The organism is Azospirillum sp. Sh1, from assembly GCF_008365135.1.
Taxonomy (GTDB): Bacteria; Pseudomonadota; Alphaproteobacteria; order Azospirillales; family Azospirillaceae; genus Azospirillum; species Azospirillum oryzae.
Window position 1 is genome coordinate 100,698 of record NZ_VTTK01000018.1, and the last position, 16,316, is coordinate 117,013.

A 16,316-nucleotide genomic window follows, 5' to 3' on the forward strand; every position below is an offset into this window, starting at 1 on the left:
TTCCTTCAGGCGATTCAGCGGTATGAGAGTGAATTGTCCGCTTGCACCTCATTTCCGACCATATGGGTAGGGCTGGCGCCAACCAACTCCAGAACTCGCGGCACAAAGAAGAAGCGATCACCTACTGCCCTTGATTGGCAGCGCGGAGCACGGCAATCGTGGTGTCGATGTCAAGCACATAGCGCTCTACGATCTCCGCGGCGCAGCGCGGCGGCAGAACATCCTGAAACTTGCTCAGGCGGTAGTTGGGTAGGCCCGCAAGCATGCGTTCCAGATTGTCGGAATGTCGCCACCATTCATCATCGGCCATCGCTCTGAATGCTGAGAGGACGGCCTCGGCGCTCGCTTCTGAATGCGCAAAGCGGATGGCCAGATTGTCGGCGCTGACGCGCAGCCCCCAACATGTCTGCAGGGCGAGTCGGAGCGTGGCATTGACCCGCCCTCCAGCAAAGGTCCAGAGGGTGCTGCCCGCTTCATCGCCGATTATCGGAATTTCGACGCGCCGCAGAGAGTCACCAAGCTCAGCGCGGTAGCCTTCTATGGCGGTCGAGGCAGCGGTGTCGGCGTAGGGCAGAACCTCTCCGTTGGTGAGGATCATCCGCATTCGCCGACACAGGGCATGACCGAGATACTGCGGGATGAAGCCGCCCCACGTCGGCTTGCGCCCCTTTGGCGCCTCTCGGACGATGATCATCTTGTCCGCGTGGCGGATCGCTTCCACGACCCATGCGCGTCCAGCTAGCAGAAAGGACGTCATTCCCTCGGCCAAACGATCGACGAAGCCCTGCTCCAGCGAACCAAGGTCGCGACCGGAAGCGGTGCGGACACGGTAGAGCACGGGGCTGGAGAACACGGCATAGAGTTCGGAGAAATCGCGGCGGCCGAACTCGCGCTCTGCCCGCTCCCCGAACGAGAGAAGCCCTCCCGCCTGAAAGAGATGTCCGTCGGCCACCATCACGCCGATAAGGACGTCGAACTCCTTGCGGGCGATGCCCGTGAAGTCCGGTATCCGGGAGAGGAACTGCCAGCACCGCTCCGCGCTGATGGCACCGAACTGTAAGGTCAGGGCGAAGAGCTGATGCACCAGGACCGGCCAGCAGCGATCCTGACGTTCGACGGGCTCCACCCAGCCCTCGCGGGCCAGTTCGACGATCGCCGCCGCCTGCAGAACAGCTTCCGGCGTTTCGCACAAGAATGTGGTGTTCGCCGCCTGCCCCTCCCGACGCCCGGTTCGTCCCATCCGCTGCAGGAAGGAGGACACGGTGCTCGGCGCGTTGGCCTGGAACACGAGGTCGAGATCGCCGACGTCGATGCCAAGCTCCAAAGTCGAGGTGCAGACGATGCACGCGTTGCTGCCGTGATGAAAGCGTTCCTCCGCCGCTTGGCGCTCGGCAAAGGCAACCGAGCTGTGGTGGACGAACACCTCCGTCCCCTGGCCGCGCAGCCGCTCCGCCACCGTTTCGGACAGTGCGCGGCTTTGGCAGAAGAACAGGCTCTTGCGGCCGGCGGCGCGGGCTGCCGCGGCACGCGCCAGTTCATGCACCGTCGGCTTCAGACTCACGAGGATTTCGCGGCGGCGCGGCTGACGGGGCGGGTCGACGACCCGGCCTGGACGGTGGGAGGCGCCCGCCAGCCAAGTCAGGATCTCCTCGGGGTTGCCGACGGTGGCGCTGAGCCCGATGCGCTGCACGTCACCGCCGGCCATCGCGGCGATGCGTTCCAGCACGCTCATCAGGTGGGCGCCGCGATCCGTGCCTGCGAAGGCGTGCACCTCGTCGATGATGACCGCGCGCAGATCGGCGAACAGCTCCTCTGCCGGGATACGCTGCGAAAGCAGCATCACCTCCAGCGACTCCGGCGTGGTCATGAGCAGTTCGGCCGGCTCCTTCAGGAATGCCGCCTTCGCTGCAGTCCGCGCATCGCCGTGCCAGACGAAGCGGCGCATGCCGACCATCTCCGTATAGGTACCGAGGCGCTCCTCCTGATTGTTCAGCAACGCCTTGATGGGCGCGATGTAGAGCGCCCCGACGGCGCGCGGCGGCTGTTCCATCAGCCGGGCGACCACCGGGAAGACGGACGCCTCGGTCTTGCCGCCGGCGGTCGGCGCCAGCACGACGGCATTCTCGCCGTCAAGGATCGCGTGCGCCGCCATCTCCTGGACAGGCCGGAGACTGGACCAGCCAAGCCGGGAAACGATGGCCTCCTGAAGCCGAACCGGAAAGCGGGAGAAGGCCGAGGGCGCCACCCGTCAGAACTCCAGTGCTGCCGGGGCGTAGCCCTGCTCGTCGCCTGGCTCGGGATCGAAGGGATAGCGGTTCTCGATGAGGAGCTGCTCGTTCTCGTTCAGGGAGGATTGATCGACCCCTGCCACTTCGGCATCAAGCCCCTCGTCGATCAGATCGAGCATGGTGACCAGCTGCCGCAGGAATTGCCGCGGAACTACGCCCACATCACCGCGGAAGCCGTCGCTCACCTCGTCGACGAGACGCTCGACGACCTGCGGCGTGGCCTTGCGCTCGACATCGGCGCGGTCCTGTGCTGGATAAAGCTCGCGCAGGCGCAACGCAACGTCGCGCAGACGTGCCTTGTCGAAGGGCCTCAGTTCCAACTGGGCCTGCCGCAGGCTGGCAACGCCGCCATGGGTGAGGAAGGCGATGCGGTCGTGCAGCGGCTGCAACCCGGCGACGCCGCGCCGGGTGTCGAAGAACTCCGGTGTTCCGGTGAACACCCAGAACAGGCCGGGGAAGGCGGAGGCCGCGTCGATGATCTGGCGGATGCCGTTCAGCGACTTGCCGCGCACGTCCTGCCGCATGCGCAGGATCGTCTCCACCTCGTCGATGACGATGACGAGGCCCTTGTAGCCGGCGGCCTTCACCACCTCCAGGATGCCGTGCAGGTAGTCCATGGCGTCACGGCTCTCGATGTCGCCCTTGATGCCCGCCAGCTTCTTGACCGCCGCCCCGACATTGCCGCTGCCCGCCAGCCAGGACAGCAGCGCCCCCGCCTCGGCCAGGTTGCCCTTCTGCTTCTGCTGGAAGACGGCGCGCAGCACGCGGACCAGATCCTCCGGCGCCTTGCCCCCGGTCAGCGACGCCAGTTCCTCGCCCAGCCGCTCCTCGACACGAGCGTCGAAGTCGGGCGCCGTCTCGTCGGCACCGCCTTCGATCACCGCATCCTCGACCTTGGCGATCCAGCGGTCGATGATGTCGGGAAGGGCGCCGCGCGGGCAGGAGCTGGTCGACAGCTCCTGAAGCACCTTGCGGTAGACGTCGTCGAACTTGTGGAAGTGCAGGTCGTTGTCCGACACCACGACGAAGCTGGTGGCGAAGCCCTTCGCCTGGGCATCGAGGACGGCGAGACGCGCCATGAAGGTCTTGCCGCAGCCGTAGCCGCCACGCAGAAACTTGAACACCCCCTCACCGTCACCGGCCATACCCAGCAGGCGGCCGATCTCGGCGCGAGGCCGCTCGATGCCGACGGCGAAGGCGTCCAGCCCGCGCTCCGGCACCAGCCCGTCGCGCAGGCGCTGGAACACATGTTCGGCGTCGCGGCGCGTCAGCGTCATGGCCTAGATCTCCCGTTCCTTGACATAGCGCTTGCCCCGTTCCGTAGTCTCGACCCGCACCAGGAAGGGAAGCTGCCGCTTCATGTCGTCGAATGCAGCGGCAAACCGGCGCGCGGCGCGCGGGCTGCCCAGAAGGCGCACGGCTTCCTCCTCGGTGATGGCGCCGTGGCGGGCGATGTGCAGGAATACCTGCCGCGCCCCCTCGTCGGCAATAGCCAAGGCCCAGTCGTCGCTCGCAGGGGCCGCCGGTGGCTCCGACAATCCGGGGCGTCCGGTCCCGGCCACATCGAACCAACCTTCCAGGATGCGGACCTCGACTGTCTGGCTGCCATCGGGATGGAAGACCTCCACTTGCACGCGCTCGTCGCGCGGTCCTTCCAGCGCGAAGAACACCTCGGCGGCGGACGTGCCCGGCGCCAGCACGACGCGCCCGCCGTCCAGCGCGGCACCCTGCGCTTCCTTGACCAGCACCCGGACATCGTCGCGCCCGACCGCGCGCAGCATCAGGCCGATGCGGGACGGCGACACGAAGGCCAGTCCCTGCTCCTGCCCGACCGCCGGCTGAAGGCGCAGCCGCACCCGCGCATGATTGAGCACCGCGGGCAGCACGACGGCCTCGATCTCGTAGGCGGTGCGCGACGCGGCGGCCTCGCGCCGGCGCTTGATGATCAGCACGGGGACGATTCGTTCCTGGGGGCTGTTGCCTCCATGGGCGAACAGCACACCGGAAGCACCCGTGCGGAACAGCGCCGTGTCCTCGCGGAACAGGACGTAACCGTCCGCCCCCTCATAGCCCAGCGAGGACAGCGCCACCGGCACCAGCCCGCCGTCGGCCCGCGGCTCGGCGGCGTAGACATGCCGGCGGTCCGGTTCGGTCTTGCTGCCGAAGGGGTGCGTCTCGACCGTGGAGTCGAGCAGCAGGAAGCCATGGTCGGCGGTCACCACGACGGAGCGCACGCCGGCCGCCTGCAGATGCACGCAGGCGGCGCGGATCTGCCGCAGAGTCGTTTCGAAGCTGGCCGGACCCAGGTTGGCCTCGCCGGCATCGTCGATCTCGCGGCTGGCGACGACGATCAGGCGGGCATTCGCCACCTGGCGCTTCAGCCGATCGGGCGGCGCGTCCCACACCTCCGCCAGCAGCAGCAGCAGGGCGGCACGGCCGACGCTGCGCTCGCCCATGGCGCGGGCACGGTCGGCGGGGCCGCGGACGGTGTATTCGCCGGACCGGAACCCGGCCACCTCGCCGCCGGCGAACACCGGCGTCAGCCGCCCGCCGCCCGCGACCGGAGCCAGGACATTCATACCCACCGCCGTCAGCGTCGGCAACTCGGCGAGGCGGGCGCGCAGGTCCACCGTGATCCCCGGCCCCCTCAGCTCCTCGGCAAGGTCGGCGGCCATCTCGTAGCGCAGGGCGTCCACCACGATCACCGCCACCCGGTCGCCGTCGATGGTCGTCAGCGGGTGGATGACCTGTTCGTAGAGCGTGCGCTGCTGCAAATCGGCCGGCGGCAGGAAGCCGTGGGTGCGGCACAGCGCGCTGAAGTCGCGCGCGATGTCGTCGGCCCAGCGGCGGTAGCGGCGGCGCAGATCCTCCACCACCTCCTTCAGCTCGGCGAAGTGGGGCAGGCGGGGTTCCAGATAGAGCGAGCGCGCCTGTTCGAAGCGGCGGTGTTCGCGGTCCACCGGAGCGGCGGCTTCGGCATAGAGTGCCAGCGCCTCCTCATGCCCGGCGGCCTTGGCGAGTGGACGCGGCGCCTCGGCGATGCGCCGGCCGAAGGATGCCGCCTGCCCGACGAGCTGCCACGCCCAGCGGCGCGCCTGATCGCGGGTGAGCCAGAAGGCGTTGGCGCCCTCGCGCGCCGCCACCTTGCCCGCCGCCTCGGCCCACCGTCCGGCGATCAGATCGGCGATGGCGGCCTCCAGCACGCGCATCTCCTCGACCCGGAAGGTGTCGATGTGGCCCAGATCCTCCGCCCGGATGCGGGTCACCTCGTCGGCCAGCCGCGGTTCCACCTCGTCGGCCAGCGCGGCATAGCGTTCCGGCTGTTCGCGGCGCAGCCTGTCGACCAGGGCGCAGCAGCGTTCCACCAGCGGCTTGGACAGCGCCTTCAATGGTTGGAGTTGCGGCAGGTGCGGCGTGCGGCGCAGATCATGGACATACTCCACGCACAGCAGCCACGCCGCCAGCGCCTCGGCCAGCGGATCCAGCCGGTCCGGCGCGGGTGCGCCGTCCCCACTGGTGCCGCCGCCGATGAAGGCGCGCCATGCCGCATCCATGCCGGTGTGGCGCTCCAGGAAAGCGGCGACGTCGGCCACATCCTCGGCCGAGCGGACCTTGGCGCGCAGCATGGTGTCGGCCACCAGCAGTTCCGCCGCGACCACGTCCGCCGAGATCTGGTCGAGAAAGGCGGCCAGCCCCTCGCGCGCCGCCGCGGTGCGCGCCGTCAGCCAGGCGTCGGCCCCGGCCAGAGACAGCCCCGGCGTCGCCAGGAACTCCTCCAGGTCGGACGGCGGCACCCGCCCGGCGGCGGCATCGCGCACCAGCGTATCGAGCGCCTTGCGGTAGCGCGTCCCCAGCGCCCACAGTTCGAGCAGGGGCGTGTCGAGGATGCTCTCCTCCGTCTGGCCCGGCAGATGGACGAGCAGCGCCTCGTTGGCGCTGCCCCCCGCATGGTGTTCCAGGGCGAAGATCAGGTCGAGGAAGCTGCCGCGGAACGCCACCACCGGCACCGCCACCTCGCCGCTCCGGTACCGCTCGGCGAGGCCATCCACGAACGCGATGTAGTGCGCATCCTTGTCCAGCCACAGCGTCACGCCGTGCCGGCGGGTGAAGCTCAGCACGTCGTGTTCGAGGGTGGTGGAGACGGGAGGCACGGATGGAGAATCCGTCGCGTGCTTAAACACAATTGCAGACCCGTTTCGGATTAAGCTGGCACCAGGAACCACACGATGATTTCAGTTGTATAAAACCGATCGCCGTTGGCGGAAAGTTATTTGGAGCACGCCGACAATTGGTACAGGCGCGTTCCGGCGGCAGGAAAAACTGGAACTCACCATCGGGATGCAGCCGCTCTCCACCGCTCCTAACCAGAATCATGCGCTCATCACGTTTCCAAGAAAGCAGGTGACGATAAGCAATGTCATTTGACGAGGATCCGTGGTGAGGCGCTGTTACCAAAATATCCCGATGCGGCACTTCAATCATCGGAAACGGCACTGAGTAATTGACATCGAGGCCAAGTGGCGAGTCGCCGCAGAATAGAACAGCAGAATTCCTATCGGTTTCAGGCGCATAAAAGACGAGGCTTTGTTCATTGATTCTTGTTAACTGTAACATCGCATACAATGCAATTCTTGGCGGCATCGGCGCAGATTCTACTGCGTTTATCGGCTTTAGTAATCTATTGATTCCTCCAACGGCAACTCTTCTGATGGAGAATTCCTCAAAATCGAACCAACGGACGCGACTTCCGTGCCTCAACGCTTGGTGCGCGATCAGCCTTATTTCGTCCACGGTGTCGATAAGAGAAATCCAATATTCACCGAACCCTTCTCCGATACTACCGCTTTCTTTTAATGAGAACACCTTCTCCCTGGAATTTTTAGAGGAAATCGTTCCTTTTCTTCTATCTGCCGCTAATTTACGAAGATCGACCTCTTCAGGCATGACAAACTCGTCGCCGTCGTAAACGTTTTTGTCGCCAATTTCCGCCTTTTTGACTTGTTCTGAAATGAGCTCTTCGATTTTTGTGGCGTCCAAGTTACGCCAATCGGGATTTCTCTGCCGAAGGTCGTCCATTTCGACCATCAATCCCTCGAATACGGAGCGAGGGTCCTCCAGAAGCGCCTTGACAACGCCGACCCACCGACCGGGCAGCCAGAACTCGCCCACAGCGCCGCGAGGATTTGCCCCTTTCCGGGGACGGTGGCCCCAGCGGTCAAGAAAGGTTCCTAGCCCGCCGGAGTGATCGCTATCCCCATGCGTGCAGACAACGATGTCCAAATATTGAACGCCGGCGGCATGAAGGTTCAATTGCTTTCGGAGTCGTTCGCCAGAACCGCCTCCATCGACCAATATAAGCCAGTCTTTATACGTTCCATCATCCGACTGGACGTCCGCACGCCGGTAAAGGAACGCATCGCCATAGACACCAAGCGCAACCAGTCCATCGCAAATCATATTTTTCCGAAACAATGCCGGAAAACACGAGCTCTTCCCACGACCGCCACTATTTATCGATTTCAGCTGCACAATCATCTCCCAATAAAAGGACAAACGATCCTAACGCTGAGCAATGCCTAATCCTTCATCTGAAAAATCGCCCCGCTGTTTGACTTTTTCTCCCGGCGCTTCCTCTCCTTCTCCCGAATTTCCGCAGCCAGCTTCGGCTCCTCGGCGAGGAAGCGGTCCCGCGCTTCGCGCGAGCCGGGTTCGTCGATGGTGAAGTCGGGGCGGAGTTCGTCTTGCAGGCGGAGTTCCCAGGCGTAGGCGCGCGCGGGATGGTACTTCCAGAAGCATCCATGTGCAACCGCAAGAGACGGATCCTTGCGGCAGGCCTCGTCGACGCGGGCGGGCCAGTAGCGGGCGGCGAGGTGGGACCAGTCGTAGTTCTTTTTGCCCTTGGCCTCCGACAGCTCCTTCCACCAGCCGGCGGGGTCCTTCCATTGCGGGGCGAGCAGGGGCCACAGGGCGGCGGCGTTCACCATCACGCCGTCGTCCAGATCCATGCGGAAGCGGGCGTCGGCGGCGCGGGCGCGGCAGCCGTCCACCGGCGGGGCGCCGTGCTCGGCCAGCTGCTCCACCGCGGCGATGAAGGCGTCCAACTCGTCCAGCCACTTGCGCAACTCGTCATAGCGCTTTTCGGCGGTGGCGCGCGCCTTGCCCTCGGCACGAGCGCGGGCGGCCTGGACGTCGGCCAGCTCGCCCTGGAGCGCGGTGCGCGCCGGGATCAGATGGTCGGCGCGCAGCACGTCCAGCGTGTCGTCGGCCCAGCGGTGGATCGACACCCAGGCGACGAAACTCTTCTTCGCCGACGACAAGGGCAGCCAGATCGGCCGGTTCTCGTACAGCGCCTTGTGGTGCTTGAAGAAGTCGGCGCGCAGCCAGTCGCGCAGCTCCGCCCCCGGCTTCACCGCGCCGCCATGCTCCCGCCATGCTGCGCGCAGCCCGGCGGTGGCCGGATCGGCCAGCGAGTCCGTGGCCGGCGGCGGCGCCAGGAACAGGATGCCGTGCGGCAGCGCGTCGGCCGGGGCGGCGTCGAGGATCCCCTCTCCGCCCGCGCCGAAGCGGCCGAGCGCTACTCCGACGGCGAAGGAGACGTGATCGACCGGCTTGGCCTCCTCATGCTCCGGCTGCCACGGCGGCAGCGGCTCCCCGGCCGCGCGGTCCACCGCCCGCTGCGCCCAGTCCTGAGCCCAGTTCCAGGCCGAGCGGCCGGGCCGCTTGAACTCCACGGAGTTCTCGCGGGCGGCTTCATGCTCGGTGAAGGCTTCGTCCAATTTCAACAATATACTTTCACTACTAGAGACAAGGGAAATAGGCAGTCTTTTAATATCGCCCACCTCGTAACCAATTCCTGGATTCAGAGAGTCCAAAATTCTCTTGGATTTCTCCGAATTCAAGAGACAAAGAATTTCCGCCGGATCTCCTCCATAAACTGACGACCCCTTGTTCTGGCATATGCTTTCATAGCGATGGATTCTTGCGCGGAAATCAGTTCCGCGCATTGTAAACGCTACCCCCTTTTTAAAGAACTTATCCGGGTTGCGCAGAACGGCCCCACCCATTGTCCGGATACCAAGGCCATTGTTTTCCCAGCTAATAAGATGGCGAAGCGGTTCAATCCAAGCACTCTCATTCCCCAACTGTAAGCTGTCTCCTGGACCTTTGATACAAGGAACCCAAGAAGCTCGCTCACAGATCTCCCATTGCGACCTTATGAAGCGAGGATCACAGCCCGTTGATATACCCTGACAGACCTCACTTACCTGACCAACAAGCATTGCTTCATCAAACTGAGCAAAGTCGTCTTCATTCCACCAATACACCAATGGCTTTCCTGGCACGCGGCGCAAATCGTTTTGCTTAACTGAGAAAACCTGATGCTGGCATATCAAACCGGCAATATTTCGATGCACTTGGAGCGCATCACGTACTCTTTTTCCTCCATCCGTTGGGCGAAGCGCGACGGTTTCTACAGAATTTTGAGAATTTCCCAAAATTGACAGCGAAACCACAATATCAACTTGCTCATCGAAGGCACGCCACTGAAGGTCTCCCACAATAAAAATTGTCTTTTCGTCAACAATTTCCTCCCGGAGCTCGCGGCACGCAGCCCCAAACAGCCACTCCTTCTTTGTGATCATGGCTGCCCGCCCAGATGATCCAAGCAGCGTCAAACTACGATTAAGGAAAATAGAATATAGATCGGATACTGCCTTAGTGCTGGAGAACTTTATTTTAATCGGGGCGTTAACGTTGTCGGTATCGAGGTACGGCGGATTCGCCACCACCACATGGTACGTCCCCGGCTTGACCATGCGCATAAAGCGCACCCCAGCAGCCAGCTGTTCGCCATCCAGACGCAAGCCGAGATCGGCCGCGGCGGTGTGCTTGGCGAGGAAGCTCTCCAGCCGCGCCAGGATCACGTCTTCCGGTGGGAAGGCGGTCAGATCCTTGACCTGCCCATTGGCCCAGGCGTCCAGCGTCGGTTCGCGGTCGCCGGTGGCGAGCTGGTGGGCGAGCAATGCCTCCTTCACCGCGTCTTCCACCTTCAGCAGCGTGCCCAAATGGTCGGCGCCGGCCAGGGCGCGGACCAAGCCGAGGGTCAGGGGTTCCGGCAGGCCGGTGTCGCGGTGCAACTCGTCGATCAGGCGGCGCAGCGCCGGGTCGTCGTCGGGCAGGCCGGCGAGGTTGAAGGCGGGGGCGACGAGGTTGAGGGTGCGCGGGCGGGCGTCGCGGCACAGGGTGCGCGCCTTCAGATACAGTGCGGCGGCGGCGATTTGCACGGCGCGCGGGTCGATGTCGATGCCGTGCAGGTTGTTCCCGACGATCCAGTCGACGATGTCGGCATCGGTCCACGCCTCGCCACGGTGGCGCGCCTCCTCCCGGTAGAGCGCGAACAGCAGGTCGCAGGCGATGACCAGGAAATGGCCGGAACCGCAGGCGGGGTCGAGCAGCTTCAGCGCGCGCAGGGACTCCGGCGCGGCCGTCACTGCATCCTCCGGGATCTCCTGGGCGACGTAGTATTTCCAGTGCTCCTCCAACTCGCCATCGATGGGCATGAGGGCGTCGAGCGGCACCTCGCCCCGTGCGCGCCTCTCCCGCCACTCGGCCCGGCGCGCCTCCAGCGCCGGGAAGATGCGCGCGGCGTCGGGCGTCCATCCCTGCTTCCGGCACATCGCCAGCCAGGTGACGCCCAGCGAGTTCTGGAGCAGCCACTCGACCATGTAGCGCTCGGTGAACATCTGGGTCTTGGAGGCGATCTCGTGCGGCTCGATCTTGCCGCCGTCCTTGATCTTGCCGTCGAGCCGCTCGCGCTCCGGGTCGTTCCAGTACTGGTAGATCCAGCCCAGCGTGGTGTCGTCGGTCCAGGCGCTGTCCAGCTCCGGCTTGTCGAGTTCCTCCACCACCCGGCGCAGGGCGGCCACCGGGACCGGTATCAGATCGGTCAGCCCGACGCGGCCATAGAGGCCCGGCAGATCGACCGCGAGGTCGTCGAACACGAGGTCGAGCAGCGTGGCGTAGCCCTCGCTGCCGTCCTCCAGCAGCGGGCCGGCGTATCCGCGGAACTCGCGGTAACCGCGGCTGTTCCACCCGCCGGTGACGATGCGCGCCTTGCGCAGCCCCATGGCCTCCATCAGGCGCAGCAGCACCAGCCGGTTGAGCAGCGTCGCCGCCGCCTCCTTCACCGCGTCTTCGAGGAAGCGCGGACGCGCCTTATCCAAGTCCGCGCGTGTCTTGGCCCCGCTGGCGCGCGCGCGTTCGTCCAGCCACGCCTCCAACCGCCCCCGCCGCACCGCCTCCGCCTCGCCCAGCCCCGCCTTGTCGGCGGTCACGGCAAGCCGGTAGACGGCGGCGGCGTTGTCCTCCAGCGCCTGCAACAGATAAGCGCGCAGGCCACGAATGGTTGCGGAGAGCTTGGATTTCGCGTCGGGAGTCAGGGGCATGTCTTCATCGCAACAACATAAGGGGAATCTTCTTCAAGGCAGATTTGCTTTCCGCTTCTTGAAGCTCAGATTCACGAAGATTTTCGGACTGACCCATTTTCACTCGCGCTTTTTTCTTCGGTCGCGATGGGCGAGGCGATTTTTTCGGTTCCGGACCTGGATCCGGATCAGGATCGGGTTTATCGCCAATTTCAATGGCCAGACCATGCTTTACATGTGTCTCGCTTAACAATTTTTTGAATTCTGGAATGGTGCAAGCCTGAAAACTGCGATCGCCATTGCTGCAGTCAAGGAAGCTCTGCATGAATGCGCCCACATTGCTTGGAGTGTTTTTAGGGATCGACCAATCTCCATCAATCACATCCTTTGCCGGAATGACAGTTACCCCAGAGGGGCTATACAAGAACACATAAGAATCTTTTGTGACTCGCAACATATCGCTACATTGTTGCTTCAGTCGCTCCATTTCTCTTCTATCTTTTAACTTCTCAATAATCTTTGCCTGCGCGAGTAAGCCTTTGGAAACAGAATCGTCAACATCACCATCCACCTTGTAGGACATCAAAATATCGGCGCCGGACAAGTTCTCTTCAGAACCAATAAAGCCGCATTCAGTGGACCGCAATGTCAACTCAACACCCGAATCGGATTCTCCAGATGGAGCGTACTCACACCTTAATCGAATGGGTTGGTTCAATTCCGTTAATCCAGACACAGGCGTCGCCGCAATCCTCCTGTAGTTCAAATCCCTGCCGTCCAAAAAGTTTGACATTTTTTCCAGTAATTTGGCAGTGAAGATATTTTCATTGGCTATTACCTTGCGAACATAATATCCATTTGATTGCGCTCTTGCCAACGTGTTTATATCAGCCTGCAATTGATCCAGTTTTTTGTCAAAAATGCCGCCACCGAAAAAGAAAAACATAATCAGTGCCTTCTCTTTTTTTTATTATTACAGCACCCGAACCCGCACGCCCTGATCCACCAGGGGGCCGAGTTCGTCTTCGATTTCCCGCAGGAAGGTCTTGAGCTGGTCGCGGGTTTCCAGCTCGCGGCCCTGCACCTTCAGGCGCACGGGCTTGACCGGCTTGGCGAGGATCTTCTCCAGCTCCTCGTCCAGGCGGGCGTCGGCGTCCTCCACCGCGCGGTGGAGGCGGGCGGGGAACTGGGCCACCATGTCGGCCAGCACCGGTTGCACGGCGTCCTCGGTGCTGACGAACAGCGCCTCGGCGACGGGGCGCAGCACGCGGTGCGACGCGTCGGGCGCGAGCCTGGCGAAGCCGTCGCGCGCCTTGATGCGCTCGCGTGCCGCCTCCGCCTCCGTCTCCTGGCGGGCGAGGATGGCACGGCGGACCTTGCGGTAGCGGTCGCGCACGGTGCCGGCGGCGGCCTCGGCACCCGCCCGCTCGCGCCAGGGGCGATCCTGGGCCAACTGCGCTTCCAGGGCCTTGCCGGCGGCCTCGGTCCCGTCGTCAATGCCGTCGGGCGCGGCGCGGAGCTGGGCGAACTGCACGTCACGCACTTCGGCAAGGGCGCGCACCGCCTCCACCGCCTCGTCGGTCAGCTCGGAGCGGACGATGCCCAGCAGTTCCAGCCCGTCGCGCAGCCGGTCCAGATTGGCCTTCACCGCCTTGACGATGGCCTCGACGTGGCGGTCGACGACCGAGTCCTCCAGCGCCCTGGTCAGGGCGGCCAGCGCCGGGGGCAGCTCGGGACGGCCGGGCAGGCGTTCGTACCGTGCCTCCACCTCGCGCAGCTCGGCGCGCTTGTTGGGGAAGTGCTTGAAGGCGGCGTCGGCGATGGCGTCACGGTCGCGGTCCACCGGCTCGCCCAGCGCGCTGTCGAAGAACTTGCCGATGGCGTTGAGGTCGCGCTGGGTGATGTCGCCCTCGCGTCCCGGATAGTATTCCGCCTGCCGCAGGTTGCGGTCGCCGGCGAACAGCTCCTTCACGCCGGGGTCGTTGCAGGAGGTGACATGGGTGCCGCCGCCCTCCGGCCGGATGCGGATCTTGCCGGCGCGCAGCAGGCCGATGAGGCAGGCACGCACCACGTCCACGGGATAGCCGTAGGGCGGGCGGCCGAAATGCTGGATGATGGTGCTGCCCGAGGCGCCGTTGTTCTCCTCGATGTGCTGGAGGATGCGCATGGGAATGGTGCCGCTGCAGGCCGGCACGGTCTTGCCGGCGTCGAGCGCCAGGATGCCCAGCCCCTCCTCGTAGAATTTGCGCGAGGCGCCGCCGAGGTCGCGTTCCAGCAACTGCGGCCATTCGCGGTCGCCGACCGACAGTTCGGTGAAGTAGGTGTACAGCTCCGGCAGGAAGCGCTCGGCCGCCTTGACGATGGCGCTGTCGAAGCCGTTGCCGAAGTCGGACGGCTTCAGCTCGCGCCCGCGGAAATACAGGCGGCCGTCGAGGAAGGCGCGGGCCGCCGCCCGATCAACCTGTCCCTCCAGCCCGTCGCGGCGCGTCTGCTCCTCGATCAGCAGACGCAGGCGGTCGCGGTTCAGCGCCTCGCGCCGTGGTTCGTAGGTCTCCAGCATGCGGCGTGACCGCACCAGATCGCGTACGGTATTCCGTAACTCGCTGAGGTCGCCGCCGACAAGCCAGACCAGGCGGTCGCGCAGGTGCTGCTGGTCGCTCTGCCGCACCCATTCGTCGGACCGGCGCTGGCTCTGGTCGGTAAGGAAGCGGAAATCGACGGCGAAGGTGGTGTCTTCGCGCCCTGATGTCAGTCGCACGTCCGGACGGAAGCGGTCGGTGAAGAACAGCGCCCAGGGGAAGGGGCGCCCCTTCCAGCGCGGCCGGTCCGGCCGGCCCATGAGGACGCCCAGCTTCTCCCGCACAACGTCGTGCACCACCTCGTCCGGGATGTGCGGATCATCGCGTTCCTTCATCCACTCCTGGCCGGCGGAACTCTGCAGCTTGTAGCCGTATTGCTCGGTGTAGGAGAGGCAATTGGCGTCCTTCAGCGCCTGCAACATGTCCTGCACGGGACGGACCTGGCTGCCCTGGCCGATCTCGGCGTACAGGCACTGGGCCACAAGTTCGGCGGTGGTCGGCAGCTGGTCCTGGATCTGTTCCAGCAGGGCAACGGCCTTGACAATGCGCCCGGCCAGCGGATTGGAGGCGACGAGATCGAGGTTGTGCACCTGTGCCAGCGTCTGCTGCAGGCTGGCATCGAGCGACGTGTACTGGATGTCGTAGACCGCATCGAGCGTCACCAGCGCGCCCAGCGTCCTCTCCGCCAAGTTCTGCGTGCGGAACAGCTCGCCCAGCATCTGGAGCAGGCCGCGGATGGCGTGGGTGTCGCCCTGCATGCGGGTGGAATAGACGCGCATCGCCGTGGTGATCCGCATCAGCAGGTCCACATAGCCGGGCAGCAGCGGATAGACCTCGACGAAGTCCTCCTCCGTCACGTCGGCGCAGCCGTAGGCGTGCAGCTTCAGGTCGGCACGGTGGCGCTGGAACAGGCTGCGCAGTTCCCCGGCCTCGTCCGACTTCTTCTCCAGCAGGCGGCGGTGCACTACGTCGCGGATGTTGGCTGCGCCGAGATGAACGCGGAGGGAGGGCGGAAAGCGATCCTTCAGCCGGGCCAAGGCGATGTCGCCAGCCTCTTCGAGCTTCTGCTGGCCGGTGGCGAGGAGCCAGACGCTTCCCTTCAGGCGCTGGCCGAGGGCCGAGACGAAGGACTGCAGCTTCAGCATGCGGTCTTCGTCCTGGTGGACATACTGGCTCACCTCGTCGACGACCAGGAAGAGCGTCTTGCCGGGCGCACGCCGTTGCAGCATGGCATCGATGGCGCGGGTCGCCTCGTCCACCGACAGACCGCGGGTGGCGGTGCGGCCCGCGTGCGAATCGGCCCAGCTCATCGGGTCGGTATAGGTCTGCGGATCCAGGCGGTGCATGGCGGCCGAGAAGTGATCTTCCGCCATGGCCTTGTCCTTGAAGTCGTCCCACGGCCCGCCCAGCGTCGCCGCAGCCGCTTCCAAGAATGCGTCCCAGCGCCCGTCCGCCTCCAGCTTCAGCTCGGTCTCGGCCACCAGTACGCTTCGCGGACAATAGCCCAGGCGTTCCTGTACCTGACGCACGACGGCCGCATGGATGTGCTCGCCGTCGCGCGCGACGGCACCGATGTCGAAGACGACCGCGACAGGATCGATCCGGCCGCGCAGCTCCCCCCAGGCGGCGACCAGCTCCTCGCGCAGGGGCGCGGTGTCGCGAGCTAGCAAAGCGTCGGCCAACAGGCGGCCGTCCGGCAGAGCGCAGCCGTCCAGCGCCAATCCCAGCAGCTTGGCAAAGCTCGACTTGCCGGACCCGTAGAAGCCGGAGATCCACGACGCCGGCAGCTCCGGCCCTCCGGGCCTGCGCAGTTCCTTGCACAGGTTCCGGAGCAGACGGACGAACTGCTCGTGGATGCCGTCGGGCACGCGGCGACGCCGGGGGTCCGTCTCCGGATAACCGCCGGTGACGATGTATTCCCCGACCTCGGCAGCCAAGCTTTCCGGCGCCTGTTCGTGGAAGTAGACGACCGGCGGGATATCCCGGGTCACGTCGTTGGTGAACAGCTCCTTGATGAGCATACC

The 16,316-nt window shown here is 64.7% G+C and carries 7 protein-coding genes; all 7 read right to left on the reverse strand.

The genetic code is table 11. The features are described from left to right. Positions 1 to 121 precede the first annotated feature (121 nt). From FZ029_RS18825 to brxC, 7 genes are read right to left on the reverse strand one after another with little or no spacing between them, the layout of a single operon-like run. The gene (locus FZ029_RS18825) at positions 122 to 2,245 is read right to left on the reverse strand and encodes a DEAD/DEAH box helicase (protein ID WP_211104173.1); all 2,124 of its coding nucleotides are present in this window, start codon (positions 2,243 to 2,245) and stop codon (positions 122 to 124) included. A 3-nt stretch (positions 2,246 to 2,248) separates the two neighbouring features. After that, on the reverse strand, positions 2,249 to 3,565 hold the full coding sequence (gene brxD, locus FZ029_RS18830) for a BREX system ATP-binding protein BrxD (protein WP_149270930.1): 1,317 nt from the start codon (positions 3,563 to 3,565) through the stop codon (positions 2,249 to 2,251). Between the two features lie 3 nt (positions 3,566 to 3,568). Further along, a complete protein-coding gene (gene pglZ, locus FZ029_RS18835) occupies positions 3,569 to 6,439 on the reverse strand; it encodes a BREX-6 system phosphatase PglZ (RefSeq protein WP_188051979.1) in 2,871 nt (956 codons plus the stop codon). A 22-nt stretch (positions 6,440 to 6,461) separates the two neighbouring features. Continuing rightward, on the reverse strand, positions 6,462 to 7,817 hold the full coding sequence (locus tag FZ029_RS18840) for an MBL fold metallo-hydrolase (protein WP_188051980.1): 1,356 nt from the start codon (positions 7,815 to 7,817) through the stop codon (positions 6,462 to 6,464). A gap of 47 nt (positions 7,818 to 7,864) precedes the next feature. Then, on the reverse strand, positions 7,865 to 11,734 hold the full coding sequence (gene pglX, locus FZ029_RS18845) for a BREX-6 system adenine-specific DNA-methyltransferase PglX (RefSeq protein WP_149270936.1): 3,870 nt from the start codon (positions 11,732 to 11,734) through the stop codon (positions 7,865 to 7,867). 4 nt (positions 11,735 to 11,738) lie between these two features. Continuing rightward, positions 11,739 to 12,659 (reverse strand): hypothetical protein, encoded by a 921-nt coding sequence (locus tag FZ029_RS18850; RefSeq protein ID WP_149270938.1) that lies wholly within the window; start codon positions 12,657 to 12,659, stop codon positions 11,739 to 11,741. Between the two features lie 27 nt (positions 12,660 to 12,686). Then, positions 12,687 to 16,313, reverse strand: a complete 3,627-nt coding sequence (brxC, locus tag FZ029_RS18855; protein WP_149270940.1) for a BREX system P-loop protein BrxC — start codon at positions 16,311 to 16,313, stop codon at positions 12,687 to 12,689. Positions 16,314 to 16,316 lie beyond the last annotated feature (3 nt).

Coding starts and splice junctions, on each gene's coding strand:
- brxD (WP_149270930.1), bottom strand. CDS start 3,565: ATGACGCTGACGCGCCGCGACGCCGAACATGTGTTCCAGCGCCTGCGC.
- brxC (WP_149270940.1), bottom strand. CDS start 16,313: ATGCTCATCAAGGAGCTGTTCACCAACGACGTGACCCGGGATATCCCG.
- FZ029_RS18850 (WP_149270938.1), bottom strand. CDS start 12,659: ATGTTTTTCTTTTTCGGTGGCGGCATTTTTGACAAAAAACTGGATCAA.
- pglX (WP_149270936.1), bottom strand. CDS start 11,734: ATGCCCCTGACTCCCGACGCGAAATCCAAGCTCTCCGCAACCATTCGT.